The organism is Streptomyces sp. GbtcB7 (genome assembly GCF_019091445.1).
Lineage (GTDB): Bacteria > Actinomycetota > Actinomycetes > Streptomycetales > Streptomycetaceae > Streptomyces > Streptomyces mirabilis.
Genome location: NZ_JAGXJM010000036.1, coordinates 1 through 20815 on the forward strand (window position 1 = coordinate 1; position 20815 = coordinate 20815).

The window sequence follows — 20815 nt, forward strand, 5'->3', positions numbered from 1 at the left end:
ACAGGCCCCCCCCCCCCCCCCGTCCAACCCCCCCCCGCCCCCCCCACCTGCCACCACACCGGCCCGAAGTGAGCCAACGCCGCCACCCCCAACGGCCCCCCCGCCACCCCGGCCAGCACCGCCATCACCAGCCCGCACAACACGGCCGCGACCCCCACCCCCACCACGACCCGCCCGCACGACCAGGCCTCACGCCCCTCCCCCGGCGCCCCCGCGGTCACCAGGAACCACGCCACCGTCACCCCCGCCACCACCGGCACTCCCATCCCCACCTCACTCCACACCGCCCCGGGCACCGGCACCGGCACCGCCGCCAGCAGCGGAAACGCCGGCAGCAACGGCCCCGGCCCCGCCGCGGACAACGGCCCCGCGACATGCCCGGCCCCCAGCACGATCCCGGGCCCGAGCCCGTACGCGGCCCCCCACACCGCCGCGTTCGGCACGAGCGCCAGACAGAGCAGCAGTACCGCGAACCGCCCCGACCACACCTCGGTGAGCTGCCCGAACGAGTCCCGGACGGCATCGCCGTGCCACACCAGCGACGCCGCCACCAACAGCGAGCCACCCCCGACGAGCACCGCCGCCCCGGCCCCGGCCGCCCGCGCGGAGGCCCCGAGGAATTCGGGCGAGCAACGGCGTACGCCGGCGGGCAACACGGCGAGCGACCGCCGGACCCGCGCGGGCACAGGGAAGCCGGCGCGTCCGTACGCCGCCCACACCCCCACCCCCGCCGCACTCCCGGCGAGCAACGGCAGGCATCCGGCGGTCCACACCCACGAAGGCCGCAACTCCCCACCCGAGCAGTACAGCGCGGCCGCCAGTCCGACCGTCAGATAGCCCCCGACGACCCCCGTCCACACCGTGCCCGGCTCCGCCTCGGCCTCGGCGTCCGCCACGCCACGCACCGCCCGGTACAGCAGCCACACGGGCAGGACGACCAGCAGCAGCGGTGTCACACCCATCGGCATGGGCAGCCCCGACAGGGTCTCGGTGCGGATCAGCTCCACGCCGTGCGCGAGCAGCCACAACGCGGCGGCCACGTGCAGCGATCCACTCGGTCCGCTGTCCGGATAGGGCGAGCTGATCCACAGCATCATGACGAGGACGGCGAACGAGCCGAGTCCGAGCCCCGCCGCGAGGGCGCCACCCAGGAGGCTGGCGCCCAGTCCGGATGAACGGTGGCGCATCCGGGTGAGCAGGGGCGACAACGACAGCCTGCGGTCGGTCATTTGGGTCACGCCCGCCATGCTCCCAACGACACGCGCTTTCTCGTCGTAACAGGCGAACCTCGGATGTGTCGCTCAATATGCAGCTATGTACTTTTTCGTACTAAGGGGCACCCTATGGGGTCCGACATGACACGCACCCCTGAGACCCCGCTGCCCTCCCCCAAGGAGTGCCGCCGCCTGCGCGAGGCCCAGTCGCTGAGCCAGGCCGACGTCGCGGCCGCGTTGGGCGTCACCCGTGCGACGGTGCGCTCGTGGGAGAACGGCCGTACGACGCCACGCGGCACCAATCGGGATGCGTACGTACGACTGCTGACGGGCGCCGAGGAGGTGACCCCCCATCAGGAGAACCCGGCTCCCGCCCTGGTCGGCGCCGCCACCGGCCCCGTACAGACATCCCCCGACCGCGCCGAACCCGCCCCCGAGCCGCCCTCCGGAACCCCACCCGCCTCCGAACGCGCCCCCAAACCCGATCCCGAACTCGGCCCTGATCCCGTGCGCGGCCCCAAACCCGCGCTCGACCCCGAACTCAGCCCCGAAGCCGAACTCGAACCCCTTTCACCCTCCCTGACGCCCGATCAGGCCTTCGACGCCCTCTACGCGTTCTGCGCCCCCGCCCTCGTACGGCAGACCTACCTGCTCACCGGGCGGCGCGAACTGGCGCGCGAGTCGGTGGAGCGCGCCTTCCAGCTGGCCTGGCACCGCTGGCCCGAGGTGGCCATGGACCGCGATCCGGCGGGGTGGGTGCGGGCGACGGCGTACGAGTTCGCGCTCTCGCCCTGGCACAGGCTGCGCCCCCGGCACCGCAACCCGGAGCCGCCGCCCGCCGCCCCCGCGGACCGCGCGCTGCTCGACGTACTCCTGCAACTGCCGCCCGTGTACCGGCGGACCCTGCTGCTCTACGACGGGGTCGGGCTCGATCTGCCGGAGACCGCGGCCGAGACGGAGGCGAGCACGCCCGCGGCGGCCAACCGGCTGCTGCACGCGCGCGAGGCCGTGGCCACGCGGCTGCCGGAGCTGGCGGAGCCGAAGGAGTTGCACCGGCGACTCGCCGAGGTCGCCTCCGCCGAGCGGCTGCGCGCCGCGAAGCCCACCACGGTCCGCTGGGGCGGAGAGCAGCGCGCCCGGCAGTGGACCCGTGCCGCCATCGCCTTCACGGTCGTCCTCATCGGCGCCACGACACTGACGCTCCGTACGGCCCCGGACCACTACGAGCCGCCACTGGCGCCCGGCGCCACGGTGCACGGGGTGCCGCCCCGGGTCGCGCCCGGACCGCTGTCCGCGGAGGAGCTGGCCCTGCGCGCCAAGCTCAAGGGGGAGACGGTCAGCGGGCCGGAGCGGCTGGTTCCGGAGGCCGGCTGAGCCGGGTACGACGACGGGCTCGCACCCCGGTGGGGATGCGAGCCCGTTCAGTCCGGAGAAGGTCCAGCCTGGAGAAGGTCAGCCGGCGAGGATCTCGCGGGCCAGCTTCGCCGTCTCGGTCGGCGTCTTGCCGACCTTGACGCCGGCGGCCTCGAGGGCCTCCTTCTTCGCGGCGGCCGTGCCGGAGGAGCCGGAGACGATGGCGCCGGCGTGGCCCATGGTCTTGCCCTCGGGCGCGGTGAAGCCGGCGACGTAGCCGACGACCGGCTTCGTCACGTTCTTGGCGATGAAGTCCGCCGCACGCTCCTCGGCGTCGCCGCCGATCTCACCGATCATGACGATCAGGTCGGTGTCGGGGTCGGCCTCGAACGCGGCGAGCGCGTCGATGTGCGTCGTACCGATGATCGGGTCGCCACCGATGCCGACGGCGGACGAGAAGCCGATGTCACGGAGCTCGTACATCATCTGGTACGTCAGCGTGCCGGACTTCGAGACCAGGCCGATGCGGCCCGGCTTCGTGATGTCGCCCGGGATGATGCCGGCGTTCGACTGGCCCGGGGTGATGAGACCGGGGCAGTTCGGGCCGATGATGCGGGTCTTGTTGCCCTTCGACTTCGCGTACGCCCAGAAGGCGGCGGAGTCGTGGACGGCGATGCCCTCGGTGATGACGACCGCGAGGGGGATCTCCGCGTCGATCGCCTCGACGACGGCGGCCTTGGCGAAGGCCGGCGGCACGAAGAGGACGGACACGTTGGCGCCCGTCTTCTCCATGGCCTCGGCGACCGTGCCGAAGACCGGGATCTCGGTGCCGTCGATGTCGACGGACGTGCCCGCCTTGCGCGGGTTCACGCCACCGACGATGTTCGTGCCGTCGGCCAGCATGAGCTTGGTGTGCTTCATGCCCGTGGCACCGGTCATGCCCTGGACGATGACCTTGCTGTCCTTGTTGAGGAAGATAGCCATGGCGGTTGTTTCCCTCGTCCCTTACTTCGCAGCCGCGAGCTCGGCGGCCTTGTCGGCCGCGCCGTCCATGGTGTCCACGCGCTGGACCAGCGGGTGGTTGGCGTCCGACAGGATCTTGCGGCCCAGCTCGGCGTTGTTGCCGTCCAGACGCACGACCAGCGGCTTGGTGACTTCCTCGCCCTTGTCGGCGAGCAGCTGGAGCGCCTGGACGATGCCGTTGGCGACCTCGTCACAGGCGGTGATGCCGCCGAAGACGTTGACGAAGACGGACTTGACGTCCGGGTCGCCGAGGATGATCTCCAGGCCGTTCGCCATGACCGCGGCGGAGGCGCCGCCACCGATGTCGAGGAAGTTGGCGGGCTTGACGCCGCCGTGGTTCTCACCGGCGTACGCGACGACGTCGAGGGTGCTCATGACGAGACCCGCGCCGTTGCCGATGATGCCGACCTCGCCGTCGAGCTTGACGTAGTTGAGGTTCTTGGCCTTGGCCGCCGCCTCGAGCGGGTTGGCGGCGGCGTGGTCGACCAGCGCCTCGTGCTCCGGCTGGCGGAACTCGGCGTTCTCGTCCAGCGACACCTTGCCGTCGAGCGCGATGACGCGGCCGTCGGCGACCTTGGCGAGCGGGTTGACCTCGACGAGGAGGGCGTCCTCCTTGATGAAGGTGTCCCACAGCGTCACCAGGATCTCGGCGACCTGCTCCGCGACCTCGGCCGGGAACTTCGCCTGGGCGACGATCTCGCGGGCCTTCTCGATCGAGACGCCCTCATTGGCGTCGACCGGGACCTTCGCGAGGGCCTCGGGGTTCTCCTCCGCGACGACCTCGATCTCCACGCCGCCCTGGACGGACGCCATGGCGAGGAAGGTGCGGTTGGTGCGGTCGAGGAGGTACGAGACGTAGTACTCCTCGGCGATCTCGGGCGCGGTCTCGGCGATCATCACCTTGTGGACCGTGTGGCCCTTGATGTCCATGCCGAGGATGTCCGTCGCCCGGGCGACGGCCTCGTCCGGGGTGGCGGCGAGCTTGACGCCGCCGGCCTTGCCGCGGCCACCGACCTTCACCTGGGCCTTGACGACGGACTTGCCGCCAAGACGCTCGGTCGCCTCGCGGGCTGCCTCAGGCGTGTCAATGACTTCACCGGCCAGCACCGGTACACCGTGCTTGGCGAAGAGGTCCCTCGCCTGGTACTCGAACAGGTCCACGCGCGTCCGTCCCTATCAGTGATCTCGCGGTTCGTTGGATGCGTGGGCGTGCCGCGAAGGGCAACGTGACGTCCGCTGTCACAAGGGTGGCGCACACGGTGTCCGAGCGCGCGGCATGTCCGTCCCGCAGGTTATCGCCGCAGGACGTGGGTCCCTAAATCGCAGGTCACACCTGAGCGGTGATACCTGTCACAGATCTGGCCGGGACGGGGCCTCACCAGGCTGGGGTTTGCCTGGTGAGGCCCCTCGGACAGCCCCTGAGGGGCCCAGGGAGGGTGGTCCCCACCCCAATGGGGAGCACCCTCCCCATCCGCGGGGTTTCGGTCGGACACAGCCGACGGCTTTCGGCCGTCCGGGGCCGTGGCCCCACGGAGTCGGTCGGTGGGTACAGCGAGCGGTACGGCGGGAGGGGCGGTCAGACGCTGTACGTGCCGTACGGGGCGTGGTGCGGACAACTCGGCGTGACGGACTCGGCCGCACGTCGTCCGCGACGCCCGCCGCGAAGCCGCCGACATTCCTCTCGCCGCCGTAGGCCAGACCGGTGGCGCCGGCGGATGTTCTTGTTCATGCGTACGTCGGATCCTTCGGGTTTCCGAGAGGCCTGGGCTTCCGTCCGGGGACCGGAGAGAGTCAGGCCGACAGCGGTGAAAGGACCGCCCTAGCCAGGGAAGACCGGAATGTCCCGGCACCTGTCCCGGGTCTCGGCCGCGGTCACCGCCGCGGGAACGCCGGGCACGAGCCGCAGCGGCGCCCGGTGACTCGGAGTGACGATGGCATGAGGATCGCCGTGGCGCGGCGTGCCGCTGTCGACGGCAGACTGACCGCCCAGCGCGCCCGTGGGGTCGCCGGGGGGTGCCTGCCGGTCGGGCCCCGGTCCCGGCGCCACACCCCGGTGCTCGCCGCGCACGGCGACACCGTCCGTGTCCGTACCGAGGCGGGCAGGGCCGTAGTACGTCGGACTGACGGTCCCGGCGTCCCCGTGCCGCACCACCGCATGCGGCGACGAGTGCACGGCACCCGCACCCGAGTGCTGGGGCGCCGAACCGGCGGACGGAACCTGACCCCCCGCGCCCGGGAGCGAGGGCGGACCGGGCAGCTCGGGCAGCTCGGGCAGGGAGGGCAACGAAGGTAGGGGCGGCAGGGTCTTCGGCGGAGCCTGGCCCAACTCGCCGGTCACGGTCTCCACGAGATCACCGACCGGCCGTACGACGCTGTCGGCAGCCGGCCGTACGACGTGCCGGACGGTGTCGGTCACACGGGTGACGGTGTCGCCGACCTGAGCGACGGTGTCCGTGACGTGAGTGTGGGTGACGGTGTCCGTGACGTAAGTGATGGTGTGGGCCGGCGAGCGCGCCACCGGGAGCGGGGCACCCGGCTTCACCAGCCGTACCGACGAACTTGTCGGAACCGTCGAAACCGTCGGCACCAACCCGTCCGCCGCATGCGCCTGCTCCCCGCAGAGGAGCCCGAGCGCGAACAACCCGGCCACCAGCAGCGCCAGTCGCAGCGCACGCCGCCCGGCCGCCGTGCGCGTCATGCGTGTGATGCGCAGAGCGGCACCGGCGAGGGGCAGTTCGGCGGCGGGCGGGGTCAAGACGGGGTGATCCTCCGTGCGGCGGGAAGAGGCGTCGATCCTCGCACGGGTCTCCTGAGGTCGCGCAAGCCCTCTGTCGCCCTCATCACCGATGGGTAGTCATGTCCGCTTTCCCACGCTCGTCACGTCTCCTCACGCCTCCTCGCCTCTCCTCACGTCTCCTCAGGCGGTGTCCGGTATCGGGAGCGGCCGCTTCTCGATCGCCGCCGCCATCACCTCGGGAAACAGGTCGGGCGTACAGGCGAACGCCGGTGCGCCCAGCGCCGCGAGCGCCGCCGCGTGCTCACGGTCGTACGCGGGCGCCCCCTCGTCGGACAACGCCAGCAGCGTCACGAACTGCACCCCCGACGCCTTCATCGCCGCGACCCGCTTGAGCATCTCGTCGCGTATACCCCCTTCGTAGAGGTCGCTGATGAGCACGACCACCGTGTCGGCGGGCCGGGTGATCTGCGACTGGCAGTACGCCAGCGCCCTGTTGATGTCCGTACCGCCGCCCAACTGGGTGCCGAAGAGGACGTCGACCGGGTCGTCGAGCTGGTCGGTCAGATCGACGACGGCCGTGTCGAAGACGACGAGCCGGGTGGCGATGGACCGCATCGACGCGAGGACGGCACCGAACACGGAGGCGTAGACGACGGACGCCGCCATGGATCCCGACTGGTCGATACAGAGGACGACCTCCTTCTTCACGGACTGCGAGGCGCGCCCGTAGCCGATCAGCCGCTCGGGCACGATCGTGCGGTACTCGGGCAGGTAGTGCTTCAGGTTCGCCGCGATCGTGCGGTTCCAGTCGATGTCGTGGTGACGGGGTCTGCTGATGCGCGTACTGCGGTCGAGGGCGCCGGTGAGAGTCGCCCGCGTGCGGCTCGCGAGCCGCTTCTCGAGATCCTCGACGACCTTGCGCACGACCGCCCGCGCCGTTTCCTTCGTCGTCTCCGGCATGGCCTTGTTGAGGGAGAGCAGCGTGCCGACCAGGTGCACATCGGCCTCGACCGCTTCCAGCATCTCGGGCTCCAGCAGGAGGGTGGACAGCCCGAGCCGGTCGATGGCGTCCCGCTGCATGACCTGCACGACGGACGAGGGGAAGTAAGTCCGAATGTCCCCGAGCCAGCGCGCGACCGACGGCGCCGACGCCCCCAGCCCCGCCGAACGGTCCCGCCCTGACCGCCCCTTGCCGTCCTTCCCGTACAACGCGGTGAGCGCCCCGTCCATCGCCGCGTCCTGCCCCGCGAGCACGCATCCGGTGCCGTCCGCCTCCTCACCCCCCAGCACGAGCCGCCACCGCCGCAACCGCTCGCCGGCGGCGTCGGTGGGTCCGGTCGGACCGTTCGATCCGGTCGCTTCCACAGGTGCCGCTGTCATCGGGCCACCCCCGCAAAGTCGTCGTCGTAGGCCTCGCCCAGCCCCAGCAGCAGGCTCAGCACCGGCAGGACCGCGTCGGCGCGCCCGGGGTCGAGGTCGGGCGCGAACCCGGGTATGCCGGAGGCGGCGGCCTCGGCGCTCCCCCGCGCCCCCGGGCCGCGCCGGACCAGCTCGCCCAGCGTTCTGCGCACCCCTGCCTCGTACGCCGAGAAGGTGCGCCGCAGCAGTGGCAGCACATCGGTGAACGCCTCCGTCGGCACCCCGGTCAGCCACGCGTCCACCAGACCGAGCAGCCGCTCGTCGTGCACGAGCAGCATCCCGCCCCCGGAGCCACCGCCGACGAACCCCTCGATCCACGCGGCCGCGTCCCCCGGTTCCGTACCCGGCGACAGCACGAGACCCATGAGCCGCGCGGCCTCGTCCTGCCCCAACTCCCCGTCGTCCAGCAGTAGTCGTACCGTCCGCCCACGGATCACGCCCGGCACGGTGTCCCGCCCGGCCAGCACCCGGAGTACGGAGTGCCAGCGCTCGCGTATGCCGCCGGGGGCCGCCGTGCCCTGCTCTCCCAACAGCCCCACCGCGCCGTGGACCGCGTCCACATGGCGTCGCATGTGCTCGGCGGCCTCGGCGTCGATGGCCGCACAGGCAGGTGGGAGCCCGACGAAGATCCGCTCGGCGAGGCCCACGGCGACGTCCGTGAGGGCGTGTGTGTCCGTGCCGCGCACATCGCCGTACCGCAGGGAGCGGACCAGCGCGGGCAGGGCCTGGGCGAGGTGGCCGACATCCGCGTCCAGCGCCGCCCGGTCGGCGAGGACTCGCATCACCACGGGCAGCGCGTCCGGGAGTTCGGCGAGCAGACAGCGTTCGGCCAGTGCCGTGACGTCGGCCAGGGCGTGCGCGGCGATGGCGTCCGCCTCGGCCTTGCCGGTCGCCGCCGACAGCACCGTCGTGCCCCAGACCCCGGCCTCGGCGACCCGCACGGACAGCTCCGGCTCCCAGCGCAGCCGCCAGGTCTCCCGGAAGGTGCCGGTGCTGCCGCGCGAGGCGGTGGGCTCGCCCCACGCGACACCGAGCAGCCGCAGCCGGTGCAGGAGTCTGCTCCGCCCGGCGTCGGTCTCCCCCCGCAGGTCCAGCTCCAACTCCCGCTCCATCGGCTCGGGTTTCAGTCGCAACCGCTTCTGCGCACGCGCCAGGTCGCGCTGCAACGGCACCGCGGGAGCGGACTGAGGCACCTCGCCCAGCACATCGCCGACCACGAGCCGGTCGTGCACGAGCCCCAGTGGCACGTCCGAGCCCTCGCACATCACGGCTCGTACGGCGTCGGTGGTCTCGGTCAGCCCAGGCAGTGGGCGACCGCGCATCGCGGCGAGGGTGTCGGCCAGCCGTACCGCCTCGATGACGTGCGCCGACGACACCATTCGGTCCTCGTCGCGCAGCAGCCTCGCCACCTTCGTCATCCAGCGCTCGACGGGACGGTCCGGGGCGGCGAACAGATGCCCGTACCAACCCGGCGAGTCGATGCCCGCGCCGTACCCGCTGACCCGCGACAGCCTCCGGTGCGTCCACGGCACCCACGTCATGTCGGCCTTGGCCTTGGGGAGCCCCTTGAGCAGCGCCCGATCGGCGGCCACGGTCGTCTTCTGCCGCAGCGCAGGCACGTGCCAGGCCCCGCACACCACCGCCACCTCGTCCCCGAACTCCCGCTGCGCCGCCCGCACCTGGAGCCGCATGTACGCCTCGCGCACCAGGTCCCGGTCGTGTCCCCCGACCCCGTAGGTCTCCCGCAGTGCCCCCATCGCCTCCTCCAGCGCGGTGAACGGCGCGAACGGGTCGGCCCCGATCCCGGCCCCGCCCCGGTGCTCGACCACGTCCTCCCACCAGCGCTCGGGATCGTCGTAACCGGCCGTCTCCGCGAGTACGGCGAGGGGGTCGATCCGCACGTCCGCGTCGACGGAACGGTCGGACGCACCGGCCTCCTTCTCCCCCTTCTCCCCTTCGTCCCCCTCTTGCCCCTTCTCCGACGTCCCCTTCTCCTCTTCGTTCCCCCACGCCAGCGTGTGCGTCGCCGGGAGGTCGATGAAGCGGGCCGGGACTCCGTGCTCCAGGGCCCACCGGATCGCCACCCACTCGGGGGAGAACTCGGCGAGCGGCCAGAAGGCGGAGCGGCCGGGCTCGTCCACGACATGGGCGAGGAGTGCGACGGGAGGACGCATGTCCTTCTCGGCGGCGAGCGGGATGAGCGCGTCCGCCTCCGGGGGTCCCTCGATCAGTACGACCTCGGGCGTCGCCGCCTCCAGCGCGGCCCGCACGGCACGGGCCGACCCCGGTCCGTGATGCCGCACCCCCAGCAGCAACGGCCCCGCCGTGAAGGCCGTCATGCGCTCACCTCCCGGCAGGCCCGGTAGAAGTCCTTCCAGCCGTCCCGCTCGCGGACGACCGCCTCCAGGTACTCCTGCCAGATGACCCGGTCGGCGGCGGGATCGCGGACGACGGCGCCGAGGATGCCGGCCGCCACGTCGGACGCACGCAGGACGCCGTCGCCGAAGTGGGCGGCGAGGGCCAGGCCGCCCGTGACGACCGAGATCGCCTCGGCGGTGGATAGCGTGCCGCTGGGCGACTTCAGCTTTGTCCGCCCGTCGGCCGTGACCCCGTCGCGCAGCTCGCGGAAGACGGTGACGACACGGCGGATCTCGTCGATGCCCTCGGGCACGGCGGGCAGGTCGAGGGACCGGCCGATCTGGTCGACACGCCGCGAGACGATGTCGACCTCCGCGTCCGCGCTCTCCGGCAGGGGCAGCACCACCGTGTTGAAGCGGCGGCGCAGGGCGCTGGACAGCTCGTTCACCCCGCGGTCGCGGTCGTTGGCGGTGGCGATCACGTTGAAGCCGCGGACGGCCTGCACCTCCTGGCCCAATTCCGGTATGGGCAGGACCTTTTCCGACAGGATCGTGATCAGCGTGTCCTGCACGTCCGCCGGGATGCGGGTCAGCTCCTCGACCCGGGCCGTCATGCCCTCGGCCATGGCCCGCATGACGGGGCTCGGCACGAGGGCGTCCCGGCTGGGGCCGTGGGCCAGCAGCTCCGCGTAGTTCCAGCCGTACCGGATCGCCTCCTCCGGTGTGCCGGCCGTGCCCTGCACCAGCAGGGTCGAGTCGCCGCTGACCGCCGCGGCCAGGTGCTCGGACACCCACGTCTTCGCGGTGCCGGGCACGCCGAGCAGGAGCAGGGCGCGGTCGGTGGCGAGCGTGGTGACGGCGACCTCGACGATGCGGCGCGGTCCCACGTACTTCGGTGTGATCACCGTGCCGTCCGGCAGCGTGCCACCCAGCAGATAGGTCGCCACCGCCCATGGCGACAGCCGCCAGCGGGCGGGCCGCGGCCGGTCGTCCTGCGCGGCCAGCGCGGCGAGTTCGGCGGCGAAGGCGTGCTCGGCATGTGGTCGCAGCGCCTCGCCCGCGCTCTCGCTCACGCCTTCGCCCAGGCCCTCGCTCACGGGCGGACGGACGGTCGTCGGTTCAACGGACGCAACGGGCACGGACATGGCTCGCTCCCCCTCCAGCTCGGCCGGTTCGGATCTGGTTCCACCGTGCACCACGCCACTGACAATGCGCTCTGACCTGCACAAATACACTCGCGAAGGTCGATTGTCAGTGGCGGGACCTACCTTCGATGACATGACTCAGCAGGGGGTGCGCTGGACGGCGGATCAGGTGCTGGCACTGGCGCCTGATGCCGCGTCACGTACGGCCGGCAGCAAGCTCGGCGCGGCCGGGCCGTGGTCGGAGGCAGGCAGTTCTGACGAGGGGACGGTATGGGGACTGTGCAGGGGAAGCGGCAGCAGGCCTTATCAGACGGTCATCGACATCGCGGACTCCACCGGGCCCGCGTATACGTGCAGTTGCCCGAGCCGGAAGTTCCCGTGCAAGCACGCGCTGGGACTGCTGCTGCTCTGGGCGGGCGCGGACGGTTCGGTGCCGCGGGGGCCGGCGCCGGACTGGGCGGAGCAGTGGATAGAGGGGAGACGAGAGCGAGCGGCGGAGAAGGGGACGACGGGCGGGGCATCTGGGACGGCGTCACCGGGCGATCCGGAGGCGGCCCGGCGCAGGGCGCAGCGGCGGGCCGAGCGGATCACCGCGGGGGCGGCGGAGCTGGAGCAGCGGTTGGCGGATCTGCTGCGGGGCGGCCTCGCGTCGGCCGAGCAGGCGGGGTACGGGATGTGGGAGGAGACGGCGGCCCGCATGGTCGACGCGCAGGCGCCCGGACTGGCCGCGCGGGTCAGGGAATTGGGGGCGATTCCCTCCTCCGGACCCGGCTGGCCGGTGCGGCTGCTGGAGGAGTGCGCGTTGCTCCATCTCCTCGACCAGGGCTGGCTGCGCCGTGAGCGGCTGCCGGACGACCTGGCCGCGACGGTTCGCTCGCGGGTGGGGCTGCCCGGTTCGGCGGACGGGCCACCGGTGCGGGACCGCTGGCTGGTCCTCGCCCAGTACGACACGGCGGACACCCGGCTCACGACCCGCAGGATCTGGCTCTACGGCGCGGAGAGCGACCGCACCGCGCTGCTCCTCTCCTATGGGGCCGCCGGCCGTGCGCCGGAGCTGACGCTGCCGGTGGGGCTGGCCTTCGAGGCGGAGGTGTCCGCGTATCCGGGCGCCGGACAGCTCCGAGCGGCCCTGGGCGAGCGGTTCACGCCGCCCGCCCCCGCGCGGACACGTCCACCGGGGCTGACCGCCTCCCAGGCGGCGGCCCGCTTCGGCGAAGCCCTGCGGGCCGACCCCTGGCTCGACTCCCACCCGGTCACGCTGGCCCGGGTGATACCCACCCCCGACGGGGACACCTGGCAACTGGCAGACGCTGAGGGCGACTTCGCCCTCCCGATCACTCCTTCCCTTCTCTCCCGACCTGGACTGTGGCGCCTCGCCGCCCTCTCCGGCGGCGCCCCCGTCACGGTCTTCGGAGAGTGCGGCCACCGCGGCTTCACTCCCCTGACGGCCTGGCCGGAGGGCGTCGGGGAGCCGGTGTCCCTGTGCTGACCACCGGCGCCGCCCACACCACTGGCACCAGCACCAGCACCAGCACCAGCACCAGCACCACTGTCACCGGTCGAGCCATCAGCACCGCCTCCCCACGGAAAGGACGCTCATGAACACGACCTCCGCCTCCGCGGGCGCGCCCGTCGGAGGTTCCTGGGAGGAGCTCGTCACGATGGCCCTGCTCGGGACCGAGCGGCGCCCGCCTCCGGCCTGGGCCGCCGGGCGCGAGGCGCCGGTGGCCCTGCTGGACGCGGCCGCGGTGGAAACCCTGCGGCGGCGGGCCGGGGTGCGGGCCGCACGGGCGGCCGCCCGTCCCGAGCCCGCCGCGCCCGACCCACGACCGGCCCTCCCGCCCGCCGCGGCCCACCGACTCACGACGCTGCTGGCGGACCGTCCCGGCACGGGAGGCGGCGGCCGCCGGGGCACGGCGCCCGACCTCATGGAGCTGCTGCCGCAGTGGCTCGCGCTGGCGAACGCGCGGGGTTTCGCGCCGCCCCCGGAAGCACTGCCCGCGCTCCTCGACGCCGCCCGGGGCCGTACGGACCTGCGGCCTGCGGCTCTGGCCTTCGCCGGGCCGCGCGCCCTGTGGCTCGCCCGGCTGAACCCGGACTGGCGCTTCGCCCTGCGGTCGCTGCCTGGCGGCGGCACCGCGCTGCCCGGCCCAGAGGACCCCGGGCGCGCGCAACAGCTCTGGCAGGAGGGTCTCTTCGCCGAGCGGGTCGCACTGCTCACATCGATACGGGCCCAGGACCCCGGGGCCGCGCGCGAGCTGCTCGCCACCACCTGGGCGACCGAACGGGCCGAGGACCGGCTGATGTTCCTCGACTCCTTGCGCTCCGGACTGTGCGCGGCGGACGAACCGTTCCTGGAGCGGGCGCTCGCCGACCGGAGCCGCAACGTCCGAGCCACGGCGGCGGAACTGCTGTCCGCGCTGCCCGGTTCGGCGCTCGCCGCGCGGATGGCGGCGCGGGCCGGCTCCTGCGTGGCCGTCGACCGGACGCGGGGCACACCCTCGATCGTCGTCGAGGCGCCGCACGAGTGCGACGCGAGCATGGAGCGCGACGGTGTTGTACCGAAAGCTCCGGCGGGACGAGGGGAACGGTCGTGGTGGCTGGGCCAGTTGGTCGAAGCAGCGCCGCTCGGGACATGGTCGCGACGGCTCGGCGGACGCACGCCGGAGGAGATCGTGACGCTTCCGGTGGCGGACGACTGGCAGAGCGAGCTGCATGCCGCGTGGTGCCGGGCGGCGGTACGGCAGCGGGACCCGGGCTGGTCCCGGGCGCTCCTCGGCGCGCCGTCGGCTCCGGAGGCCGGCGGGCCGGGGGCGGTGTCGCTGGCGGAGCGGTCGAAACTGCTCGCCACGTTGGGCTCCGCCGAGCGGGCCGAGTGGGTCGCGGGGTTCATCGCCACGCACGGTTTGTCCGAGGCGTTCCAGCTGCTCGGGGTCTGCGCGGTGCCGTGGGCGGGGCCCCTGGGACGGGCGGTGGTCGACGCGCTCAATATCGCGCGGGACGCGGGGAGTTATCCATGGAGCTTCAGTGGGGTGATGGGGCTGGCCGAGCGGTGCCTGGATCCGGCGGAGGCGGGGCGGCTGGAGGGACTCACGGCGGTCGCCGACGAGCCGGAGAACGCGGCGCCCGGTGCCGGTGGCTACTGGGCGGAGGCCTTCCAGCGCCTCGTCACCACCCTGCGTCTGCGGGCGGTGATGTCCTCGGAGCTGGATGGTGCGGAACCACGCTGACAGGAGCGCCCCTTGAGGGGCGCGGGCAACTGCGCGACCAGCCCCCACCCACCCGCGGCCGCCCCACGAGCGATGGGGACCGCACCCCCGCCGGAGCGGTGCTACGCGCCGGCCGGCTGGCGCACGTTCGCCCGGACCCACTCCACGATCGACGCGGTCGTCGCGCCCGGCGTGAAGATCTCGGCGACGCCCTTCTCCTTGAGCGGCGCGATGTCCGCCTCGGGAATGATCCCGCCGCCGAAGACCTTGATGTCCTCCGCGTCGCGCTCCTTGAGGAGATCGATGACCGCGGCGAACAGTGTGTTGTGGGCGCCGGAGAGGATCGAGAGGCCGATCGCGTCGGCGTCCTCCTGGATCGCGGTGTCGACGATCTGCTCCGGGGTCTGGTGGAGCCCGGTGTAGATGACCTCCATACCGGCGTCGCGCAGCGCCCGCGCGATCACCTTGGCCCCGCGGTCGTGGCCGTCGAGCCCCGGCTTGGCCACCACCACGCGGATCGGACCGGCTGCCACACCCATCACTGCCTCCATGAACGGACTTCATCGACCGCCCCGCACCGCACCGGCAGGGGAAGTGAACGAACGTTATCGTCAGATCCGTGCAAACCGCAGTTTCCCGCTGAAGACCGAGGGGGAAATCACACGGTGGGACACATTCGCCGCGCATCGCTCCGCGTCACTGCGGCACACGCGCCGCAGGGATCTGCGACGCGCGGGCCGTGGCCGGAGCCTGCGCAAGGAGAGCCGCCAGCGGGTGGCAGCACCACCGTCGCATCACGGAGGAGCGACGGCGGTGCGGCGCACCGGCGGGAGCACGACGGCAGGGAATCCCGTCGCGTCACTGGCGCACCACACGCCACGGACGCACCGTCGGCAACCGCCCACGCCATCGCCACCGGCACCACCACCGCGGCTTTCCACGAGGGCACACGGGGGACAGAGCGGTCCCGCTGCGTGCCGACTGGAGGTCGGCCATGAAGGTCACCGGGGCCGAGTTGCCCTTTCTCCCTCTCCGTCAGCGCCTGCTGCCCAGCCGACTGACCGGGCTCTCGGTGGCCCTATTGAAGGCGACGGCCCTGGAGATCGCCATCCTCGCCGGGCACCTCCTCCTCTATCCGTCAGGCATCACCCAGGAGCGCCGCGGCGCCCCCGCGCTCCCCCCGCCCGACGCGCCCCGGCTGCCCACCGGGACCAAGCCGCCGGTCGTGCTGCTGCACGGCTTCATCGACAACCGTTCGGTCTTCGTGCTGTTGCGCCGCAATCTCGCCCAGCACGGCAGGCAGCACATCGAGTCGCTCAACTACTCGCCGCTGACGAACGACATCCGCGCCGCCGCGGAGCTCCTCGGGCGGCACATAGAGGACATCTGCGAGCGCACCGGGCGCGATCAGGTGGACATAGTGGGGCACAGCCTCGGCGGACTGATAGCGCGCTACTACGTCCAGCGCCTCGGCGGGGACCTCCGCGTCCGCACCCTGGTCACGCTCGGCACGCCGCACGCGGGCACGAAGGTCATTCCGCTGATGAACGCGCACCCGATCGTCCGTCAGATGCGCCCGGGTTCGGAGGTGATCGAGGAGCTGCGCAAGCCCGCGCCCGACTGCCGTACACAGTTCGTGAGCTTCTGGAGCGACCTCGACCATCTGATGGACCCGCTGGAGACCGCCTACATCGACCACCCGGACCTGCTCGCACAGAGCGTCCAAGTGAGCGGAATCGGACATCTCGCCCTGCCCGTCCACCCCGCGGTCGCCGCCGGGATACGGCAGGCACTCGACTTCGAGGAGACACGGGCCCGCCCCGCCGCCGCGCCCGCCGCCGAAACGGGGGGTCTGACAGTGGCGTAACGCCTCCACAGAACACCCTCAACATCGAACGGCAATCGAACGCCAGGCCAAAGCCGTGCCCGCCCTCCCCCGAAACACGGCCGAATGCCCGTTTCCCGAGCGGAGGAAACCTGCGGAAGATTGTCGCGCCCGCGTACCGCCGGGTACAGTCGCCGCACTGCTCTGCCAGCCCCTGTTGTCGAGGCGAAAGAGAAGTTGGTGAACGACCGTCACCCGTCGGGGACCGTAACGCCCCCGGCTCCGGCCTCCGATGCCGCCGCGGCGCCCTATGCGTCGTACGGTGGCCAGGAAGCCCAGTACGGCGACTTCACCTCGTACGACGGCTACGCCACCACCGGTACCTACGCGACCGGAAGCTTCGAGACCACGGGTTTCGAGACCTCGACCTTCGCGGCCGACCCTCTCTTCGGCGACATGTCGGGCGGCGACGGCACGGGTTCATACGACGCCACGCAGTGGAGCACCGGCAGCCACCAGATGCCGCACTACGACCCGTACGCCGCACAGCACCAGGCCGCGTACGACACGGGCGCCTACGACACCACCGCCTGGGCGAGCGGATACCAGCAACTCGCCGACATCCCCGCGCAGCACCCGGGCCCCGAAGGCACCGGCCAGTGGGACGCGGCCGCCTGGCTCCAGGCCGAACAGACCGGCCAGACCCAGCAGTGGACCGCGCACACCCAGGAGACGGGCGCGTACGACGCCACGCAGTGGAACACCGCGGGCGAACACGACCCGTACGACGGGTACGAGCAGCACCAGCAGGCCGAGTCGTACGAGCAGCAACTCGCCGCCGAGGCCTACGAGCATCAGCCAGCGCCCGAGTCCGACGTGGACGACCAGACCTTCGACCGGCCCTTCGACCAGCAGGCGACCGCGACCTTCGAGCAGGTGTCGTACGAGGAATCCGGCACCGCGGAGGACGAGTTCGAGGACGCCGGTGACGCGCAGGACGCGCCGCTGCTGGAGGACATGGAAGAGGTCACTCCGGCCCCCCGTGCCGCCAACCGGTCCGCGTCCCGTTCCCGGCGGCGCACCCCGGCGAAGCGTTCCGCCCTGCTGACCGTCGCGGTGCCCTCGGCCTGTGTGATGGGGGTCGCGGGGATCGCCGCCGCCTCCGTGGGCACCATCGGCGGGAACGACAGCAAGGACAACACAACCCTCAGCGCGGCCGACGGGACCGCGGTGAAGCCGTCGGCCGCCAACAACAAACTGGACACCCAGCTCCAGAGCCTCTCCGCGGGCGCGGACGACTTCGCCGACCGGGCCAGCCGGACGCAGGAACGTATCGACCTCAAGGCTCAGCAGGCCGCCGAGAAGCAGAAGGCGGCGGCGGAAGCGGCTCGCAAGGAGCGGCTGCGGCCGAAATTCGTGCTCCCGGTCACGCAGAGGGGCCTCAGCGCCTACTTCGGCCAGGCCGGCATCAACTGGATGTCCGTGCACACGGGCATCGACTTCCCGGTGTCGTACGGCACGCCGGTGATGGCCGCGACCGACGGCACCGTGCGGACGCAGTGGAACAGCGCGTACGGGAACATGGCGATCGTCACCGCGATGGACGGCACGGAGACCTGGTACTGCCACCTCTCCAGCTACAAGGTTCCGTCGGGGACGGTCGTGAAGGCCGGTGACCAGATCGCGTTCTCCGGGAACTCCGGCAACTCGACCGGTCCGCACCTGCACTTCGAGGTCCGCCCCGCGGGCGGCTCCGCGATCGACCCGCTGCCGTGGCTGCGCAGCCACGGCCTGGACCCGACGTAACCCACGAGGCCTCGGGCCCGACGTAACCCACCGGCCCCTCACCCGACGACGTGACCGAACGCCGTCGCCGGGCGCCAAGCTGCCGCCCCGTAGAACTACAGCTTCTCCACCGGCGCGTACCGCAGCAGCAACCGCTTCGGCTTCGCCTCGCCGAAGTCGACCGTCGCCTCCGCGTTCGCACCCGTTCCCTTCACGCCGACCACGGTGCCCAGGCCGAACTGGTCATGGGTGACCCGGTCGCCGACCGCGAGCGAGACCACCGGCTTCTCGGAGATCCCGCGGCGTGTCGCGAAGCCGGAGGCGCCGGACGCCGCGGACCGCGAACGCGAGGACGACAGCGAGGCAGCCACACCGGAGACGGGCCCCGAGGGCATGGGAGCGGTCGCGCCGGTGCGCTTCCACTCCAGGTGCGTCTCCGGGATCTCCTCCAGGAAACGGGACGGCGGGTTGTACGAGGGCTGGCCCCAGGCGCTGCGCATGGACGAACGGGTGAGGTACAGCCGCTCCCGCGCGCGCGTGATGCCTACATACGCGAGGCGCCGCTCCTCCTCCAGCTCCTTGACCTGTCCCAGCGCGCGCATGTGCGGGAAGACGCCGTCCTCCATGCCGGTGAGGAAGACGACCGGGAACTCCAGGCCCTTGGCGGTGTGGAGGGTCATCAGCGTGATGACGCCGTTGCCGTCCTCCTCGTCCGGGATCTGGTCGGAGTCGGCGACGAGCGCGACACGCTCCAGGAACGCGGAGAGCCCACCGGACGCCGCACCAGCACCAGCAGCCGCCGCACCCGCAGCAGCGCCCGCCCCCGTGCCTTCGCCCTCGCCCTCGCCGGTCTCCTGCTCGAACTCCAGGGCCACGGCGGCGAGCTCCTGAAGGTTCTCGATCCGGGTCTCGTCCTGCGGGTCGGTCGAGGCCTGCAGCTCGGCGAGGTAGCCGGTGCGCTCGAGGACCGCCTCCAGGACGGTCGCCGGGCCCGCGCCGGACTCGACGATCGTGCGGAGGTCCTCCATGAGCGTGTTGAACCGCTTCACGGCGTTCGTCGACCGCGCCGCCATCCCGTACGCCTCGTCGACGCGGCGCAGCGCCTGCGGGAAGCTGATCTTCTCGCGCTGCGAGAGCGCGTCGATCATGGCCTCGGCGCGCTCGCCGATGCCGCGCTTGGGAACGTTCAGAATGCGGCGCAGCGGGACCGAGTCCTCGGGGTTGGCCAGGACCCTGAGGTACGCGAGGACGTCCCGGACCTCCTTGCGCTCGTAGAAGCGGACGCCGCCGACGACCTTGTAGGGCAGGCCGACGCGGATGAAGACCTCTTCGAAGACACGGGACTGGGCGTTCGTCCGGTAGAAGACGGCGACGTCGCCCGCCCTGGCCTCGCCCGCGTCGGTGAGACGGTCTATCTCGTCGGCGACGAACTGGGCCTCGTCGTGCTCGGTGTCGGCGACATAGCCGGTGATGTTCGAACCGGCGCCCGCGTTGGTCCACAGGTTCTTGGGGCGGCGGGACTCGTTGCGCTCGATGACCGCGTTCGCGGCGGTCAGGATCGTCTGGGTGGAGCGGTAGTTCTGCTCCAGCAGGATCGTCGTCGCGTCCGGGTAGTCCTCCTCGAACTGGAGGATGTTGCGGATGGTCGCCCCGCGGAAGGCGTAGATCGACTGGTCGGCGTCGCCCACGACGCACAGCTCGGCGGGCTCGAGCTCGCCCTCGGCGGGCGGCACGTCCTCGGGCCGGTCACCGGCGACCGGGCCGACGAGCTCCCTGACCAGGGCGTACTGCGCGTGGTTCGTGTCCTGGTACTCGTCGACCAGGACGTGGCGGAAGCGGCGCCGGTAGTGCTCGGCGACGTCCGGGAAGGCGCGCAGCAGGTTGACCGTGGTCATGATCAGGTCGTCGAAGTCGAGCGCGTTGGCCTCGCGCAGCCGCGACTGGTACATCGCGTAGGCCTGGGCGAGGGTCTTCTCGAAGCCGTCGGCGGCCTGGGCGGCGAAGTCCTCCTCGTCGATCAGCTCGTTCTTCAGGTTCGAGATCTTGGCGCTGAAGGACTTGGGCGGGAAGCGCTTGGGATCGAGATCCAGATCACGGCAGACGAGCGCCATCAGCCGCTTGCTGTCGGCGGCGTCGTAGATCGAGAACGAGGAGGTGAAGCCGAACTTCTTGCTCTCGCGGCGCAGGATTCGCACACACGCGCTGTGGAAGGTCATCACCCACATCGCGTTCGCGCGCGGGCCGACGAGCTGCTCGACGCGCTCCTTCATCTCGCCCGCGGCCTTGTTCGTGAAGGTGATCGCGAGGATCTGGCCGGGGTGGACATGGCGCTCGCCCAGCAGATGGGCGATGCGGTGGGTGAGCACCCGGGTCTTGCCGGAGCCCGCGCCGGCCACGATGAGCAGCGGGGAGCCGGAGTGCACCACGGCCGCGCGCTGGTTCTCGTTCAACCCGTCCAGCAGGGCCGCCGGGTCCACGGCGGGGCGGTGCGCGCCGTCGCGGTAGTAGGCGTCCCGGCTCGCGGGCACGTCGAAGCGGCCGCCGAACAGGTCGTCCGGAAGCGGCTCCGGCGCCCCGTCCTCGGGCGGCGGCGGGGGCTCTTCCTCGTGGGCCCCGGAAGGCTGGAGGTCCGCCAGAAAGCTGTCATCAAAGAGGCTGCTCATCGCTCTCCGAGTCTAGGCGGCCCCACTGACAACCCGCGGCCACCCTGGAAACCCGACCGGTTTTTCCGCGACCGCGCATGATCGC

The 20815-nt window shown here is 72.0% G+C and carries 14 protein-coding genes; 5 read left to right on the forward strand and 9 right to left on the reverse strand.

Going from position 1 to position 20815, the window contains the following annotated elements:
• The coding region (locus KVT44_RS42335; RefSeq protein WP_254650659.1) for a DUF6350 family protein at window positions 1–1247 on the reverse strand (1247 nt) is incomplete at its 3' end.
• A gap of 108 nt (window positions 1248–1355) precedes the next feature.
• Here KVT44_RS42335 and KVT44_RS42340 point away from each other — a divergent pair.
• Window positions 1356–2588: a helix-turn-helix domain-containing protein gene (locus tag KVT44_RS42340; protein WP_217573245.1), complete on the forward strand. Its 1233-nt coding sequence runs from the start codon at window positions 1356–1358 to the stop codon at window positions 2586–2588.
• A gap of 78 nt (window positions 2589–2666) precedes the next feature.
• Here the strand turns inward: KVT44_RS42340 and sucD are convergent, their stop codons facing one another.
• From sucD to KVT44_RS42370, 6 genes are all read right to left on the reverse strand, one after another.
• Window positions 2667–3551 (reverse strand): succinate--CoA ligase subunit alpha, encoded by an 885-nt coding sequence (gene sucD / locus KVT44_RS42345; RefSeq protein ID WP_075028438.1) that lies wholly within the window; start codon window positions 3549–3551, stop codon window positions 2667–2669.
• A gap of 21 nt (window positions 3552–3572) precedes the next feature.
• Window positions 3573–4751, reverse strand: a complete 1179-nt coding sequence (gene sucC, locus KVT44_RS42350) for an ADP-forming succinate--CoA ligase subunit beta (RefSeq protein WP_099921057.1) — start codon at window positions 4749–4751, stop codon at window positions 3573–3575.
• Between the two features lie 658 nt (window positions 4752–5409).
• Entirely contained in the window at window positions 5410–6345 is a 936-nt protein-coding gene (locus KVT44_RS42355) for a hypothetical protein (protein WP_217573247.1), read from the reverse strand.
• A 162-nt stretch (window positions 6346–6507) separates the two neighbouring features.
• Window positions 6508–7707, reverse strand: a complete 1200-nt coding sequence (locus KVT44_RS42360) for a VWA domain-containing protein (protein WP_217573249.1) — start codon at window positions 7705–7707, stop codon at window positions 6508–6510.
• Window positions 7704–10085, reverse strand: a complete 2382-nt coding sequence (locus KVT44_RS42365) for a DUF5682 family protein (RefSeq protein ID WP_217573250.1) — start codon at window positions 10083–10085, stop codon at window positions 7704–7706. Before KVT44_RS42365 ends, KVT44_RS42360 begins: the two co-directional genes overlap by 4 nt.
• Entirely contained in the window at window positions 10082–11248 is a 1167-nt protein-coding gene (locus tag KVT44_RS42370; protein WP_099921060.1) for an AAA family ATPase, read from the reverse strand. The genes KVT44_RS42365 and KVT44_RS42370 overlap by 4 nt, the downstream gene beginning before the upstream one ends.
• 133 nt (window positions 11249–11381) lie before the next feature.
• Here KVT44_RS42370 and KVT44_RS42375 point away from each other — a divergent pair, with 133 nt between their 5' ends.
• Both KVT44_RS42375 and KVT44_RS42380 read left to right on the forward strand, forming a co-directional pair.
• Window positions 11382–12737, forward strand: a complete 1356-nt coding sequence (locus tag KVT44_RS42375; protein WP_217573252.1) for an SWIM zinc finger family protein — start codon at window positions 11382–11384, stop codon at window positions 12735–12737.
• Window positions 12738–12846: 109 nt separating this feature from the next.
• On the forward strand, window positions 12847–14478 hold the full coding sequence (locus KVT44_RS42380; RefSeq protein WP_217573254.1) for a DUF5691 domain-containing protein: 1632 nt from the start codon (window positions 12847–12849) through the stop codon (window positions 14476–14478).
• A 101-nt stretch (window positions 14479–14579) separates the two neighbouring features.
• Here the strand turns inward: KVT44_RS42380 and KVT44_RS42385 are convergent, their stop codons facing one another.
• Window positions 14580–14996, reverse strand: coding sequence for a cobalamin B12-binding domain-containing protein (locus tag KVT44_RS42385; RefSeq protein ID WP_067366859.1), 417 nt, complete (start codon window positions 14994–14996; stop codon window positions 14580–14582).
• 455 nt (window positions 14997–15451) lie between these two features.
• On the opposite strand from KVT44_RS42385, the gene KVT44_RS42390 reads away from it, so the two are divergent.
• Together KVT44_RS42390 and KVT44_RS42395 are read left to right on the forward strand one after the other, a co-directional pair.
• Window positions 15452–16324: a triacylglycerol lipase gene (locus KVT44_RS42390; protein WP_217573256.1), complete on the forward strand. Its 873-nt coding sequence runs from the start codon at window positions 15452–15454 to the stop codon at window positions 16322–16324.
• 198 nt (window positions 16325–16522) lie between these two features.
• Window positions 16523–18088 carry a peptidoglycan DD-metalloendopeptidase family protein gene (locus tag KVT44_RS42395; protein WP_308314260.1) on the forward strand — a complete coding sequence of 522 codons (1566 nt, stop codon included), beginning with the start codon at window positions 16523–16525 and terminating at the stop codon, window positions 18086–18088.
• Between the two features lie 95 nt (window positions 18089–18183).
• On the opposite strand, the gene pcrA is transcribed toward KVT44_RS42395, so the two are convergent.
• Window positions 18184–20730 (reverse strand): DNA helicase PcrA, encoded by a 2547-nt coding sequence (gene pcrA, locus KVT44_RS42400; RefSeq protein WP_217573260.1) that lies wholly within the window; start codon window positions 20728–20730, stop codon window positions 18184–18186.
• Window positions 20731–20815 lie beyond the last annotated feature (85 nt).

What these genes read in the sequence shown, in the direction of transcription:
- KVT44_RS42340 (WP_217573245.1), top strand. Translation starts at nt 1,356, where the DNA reads ATGACACGCACCCCTGAGACCCCGCTGCCCTCCCCCAAGGAGTGCCGC.
- sucD (WP_075028438.1), bottom strand. Translation starts at nt 3,551, where the DNA reads ATGGCTATCTTCCTCAACAAGGACAGCAAGGTCATCGTCCAGGGCATG.
- KVT44_RS42360 (WP_217573249.1), bottom strand. Translation starts at nt 7,707, where the DNA reads ATGACAGCGGCACCTGTGGAAGCGACCGGATCGAACGGTCCGACCGGA.
- KVT44_RS42365 (WP_217573250.1), bottom strand. Translation starts at nt 10,085, where the DNA reads ATGACGGCCTTCACGGCGGGGCCGTTGCTGCTGGGGGTGCGGCATCAC.
- KVT44_RS42370 (WP_099921060.1), bottom strand. Translation starts at nt 11,248, where the DNA reads ATGTCCGTGCCCGTTGCGTCCGTTGAACCGACGACCGTCCGTCCGCCC.
- KVT44_RS42375 (WP_217573252.1), top strand. Translation starts at nt 11,382, where the DNA reads ATGACTCAGCAGGGGGTGCGCTGGACGGCGGATCAGGTGCTGGCACTG.
- KVT44_RS42380 (WP_217573254.1), top strand. Translation starts at nt 12,847, where the DNA reads ATGAACACGACCTCCGCCTCCGCGGGCGCGCCCGTCGGAGGTTCCTGG.
- KVT44_RS42385 (WP_067366859.1), bottom strand. Translation starts at nt 14,996, where the DNA reads ATGGGTGTGGCAGCCGGTCCGATCCGCGTGGTGGTGGCCAAGCCGGGG.
- KVT44_RS42390 (WP_217573256.1), top strand. Translation starts at nt 15,452, where the DNA reads ATGAAGGTCACCGGGGCCGAGTTGCCCTTTCTCCCTCTCCGTCAGCGC.
- pcrA (WP_217573260.1), bottom strand. Translation starts at nt 20,730, where the DNA reads ATGAGCAGCCTCTTTGATGACAGCTTTCTGGCGGACCTCCAGCCTTCC.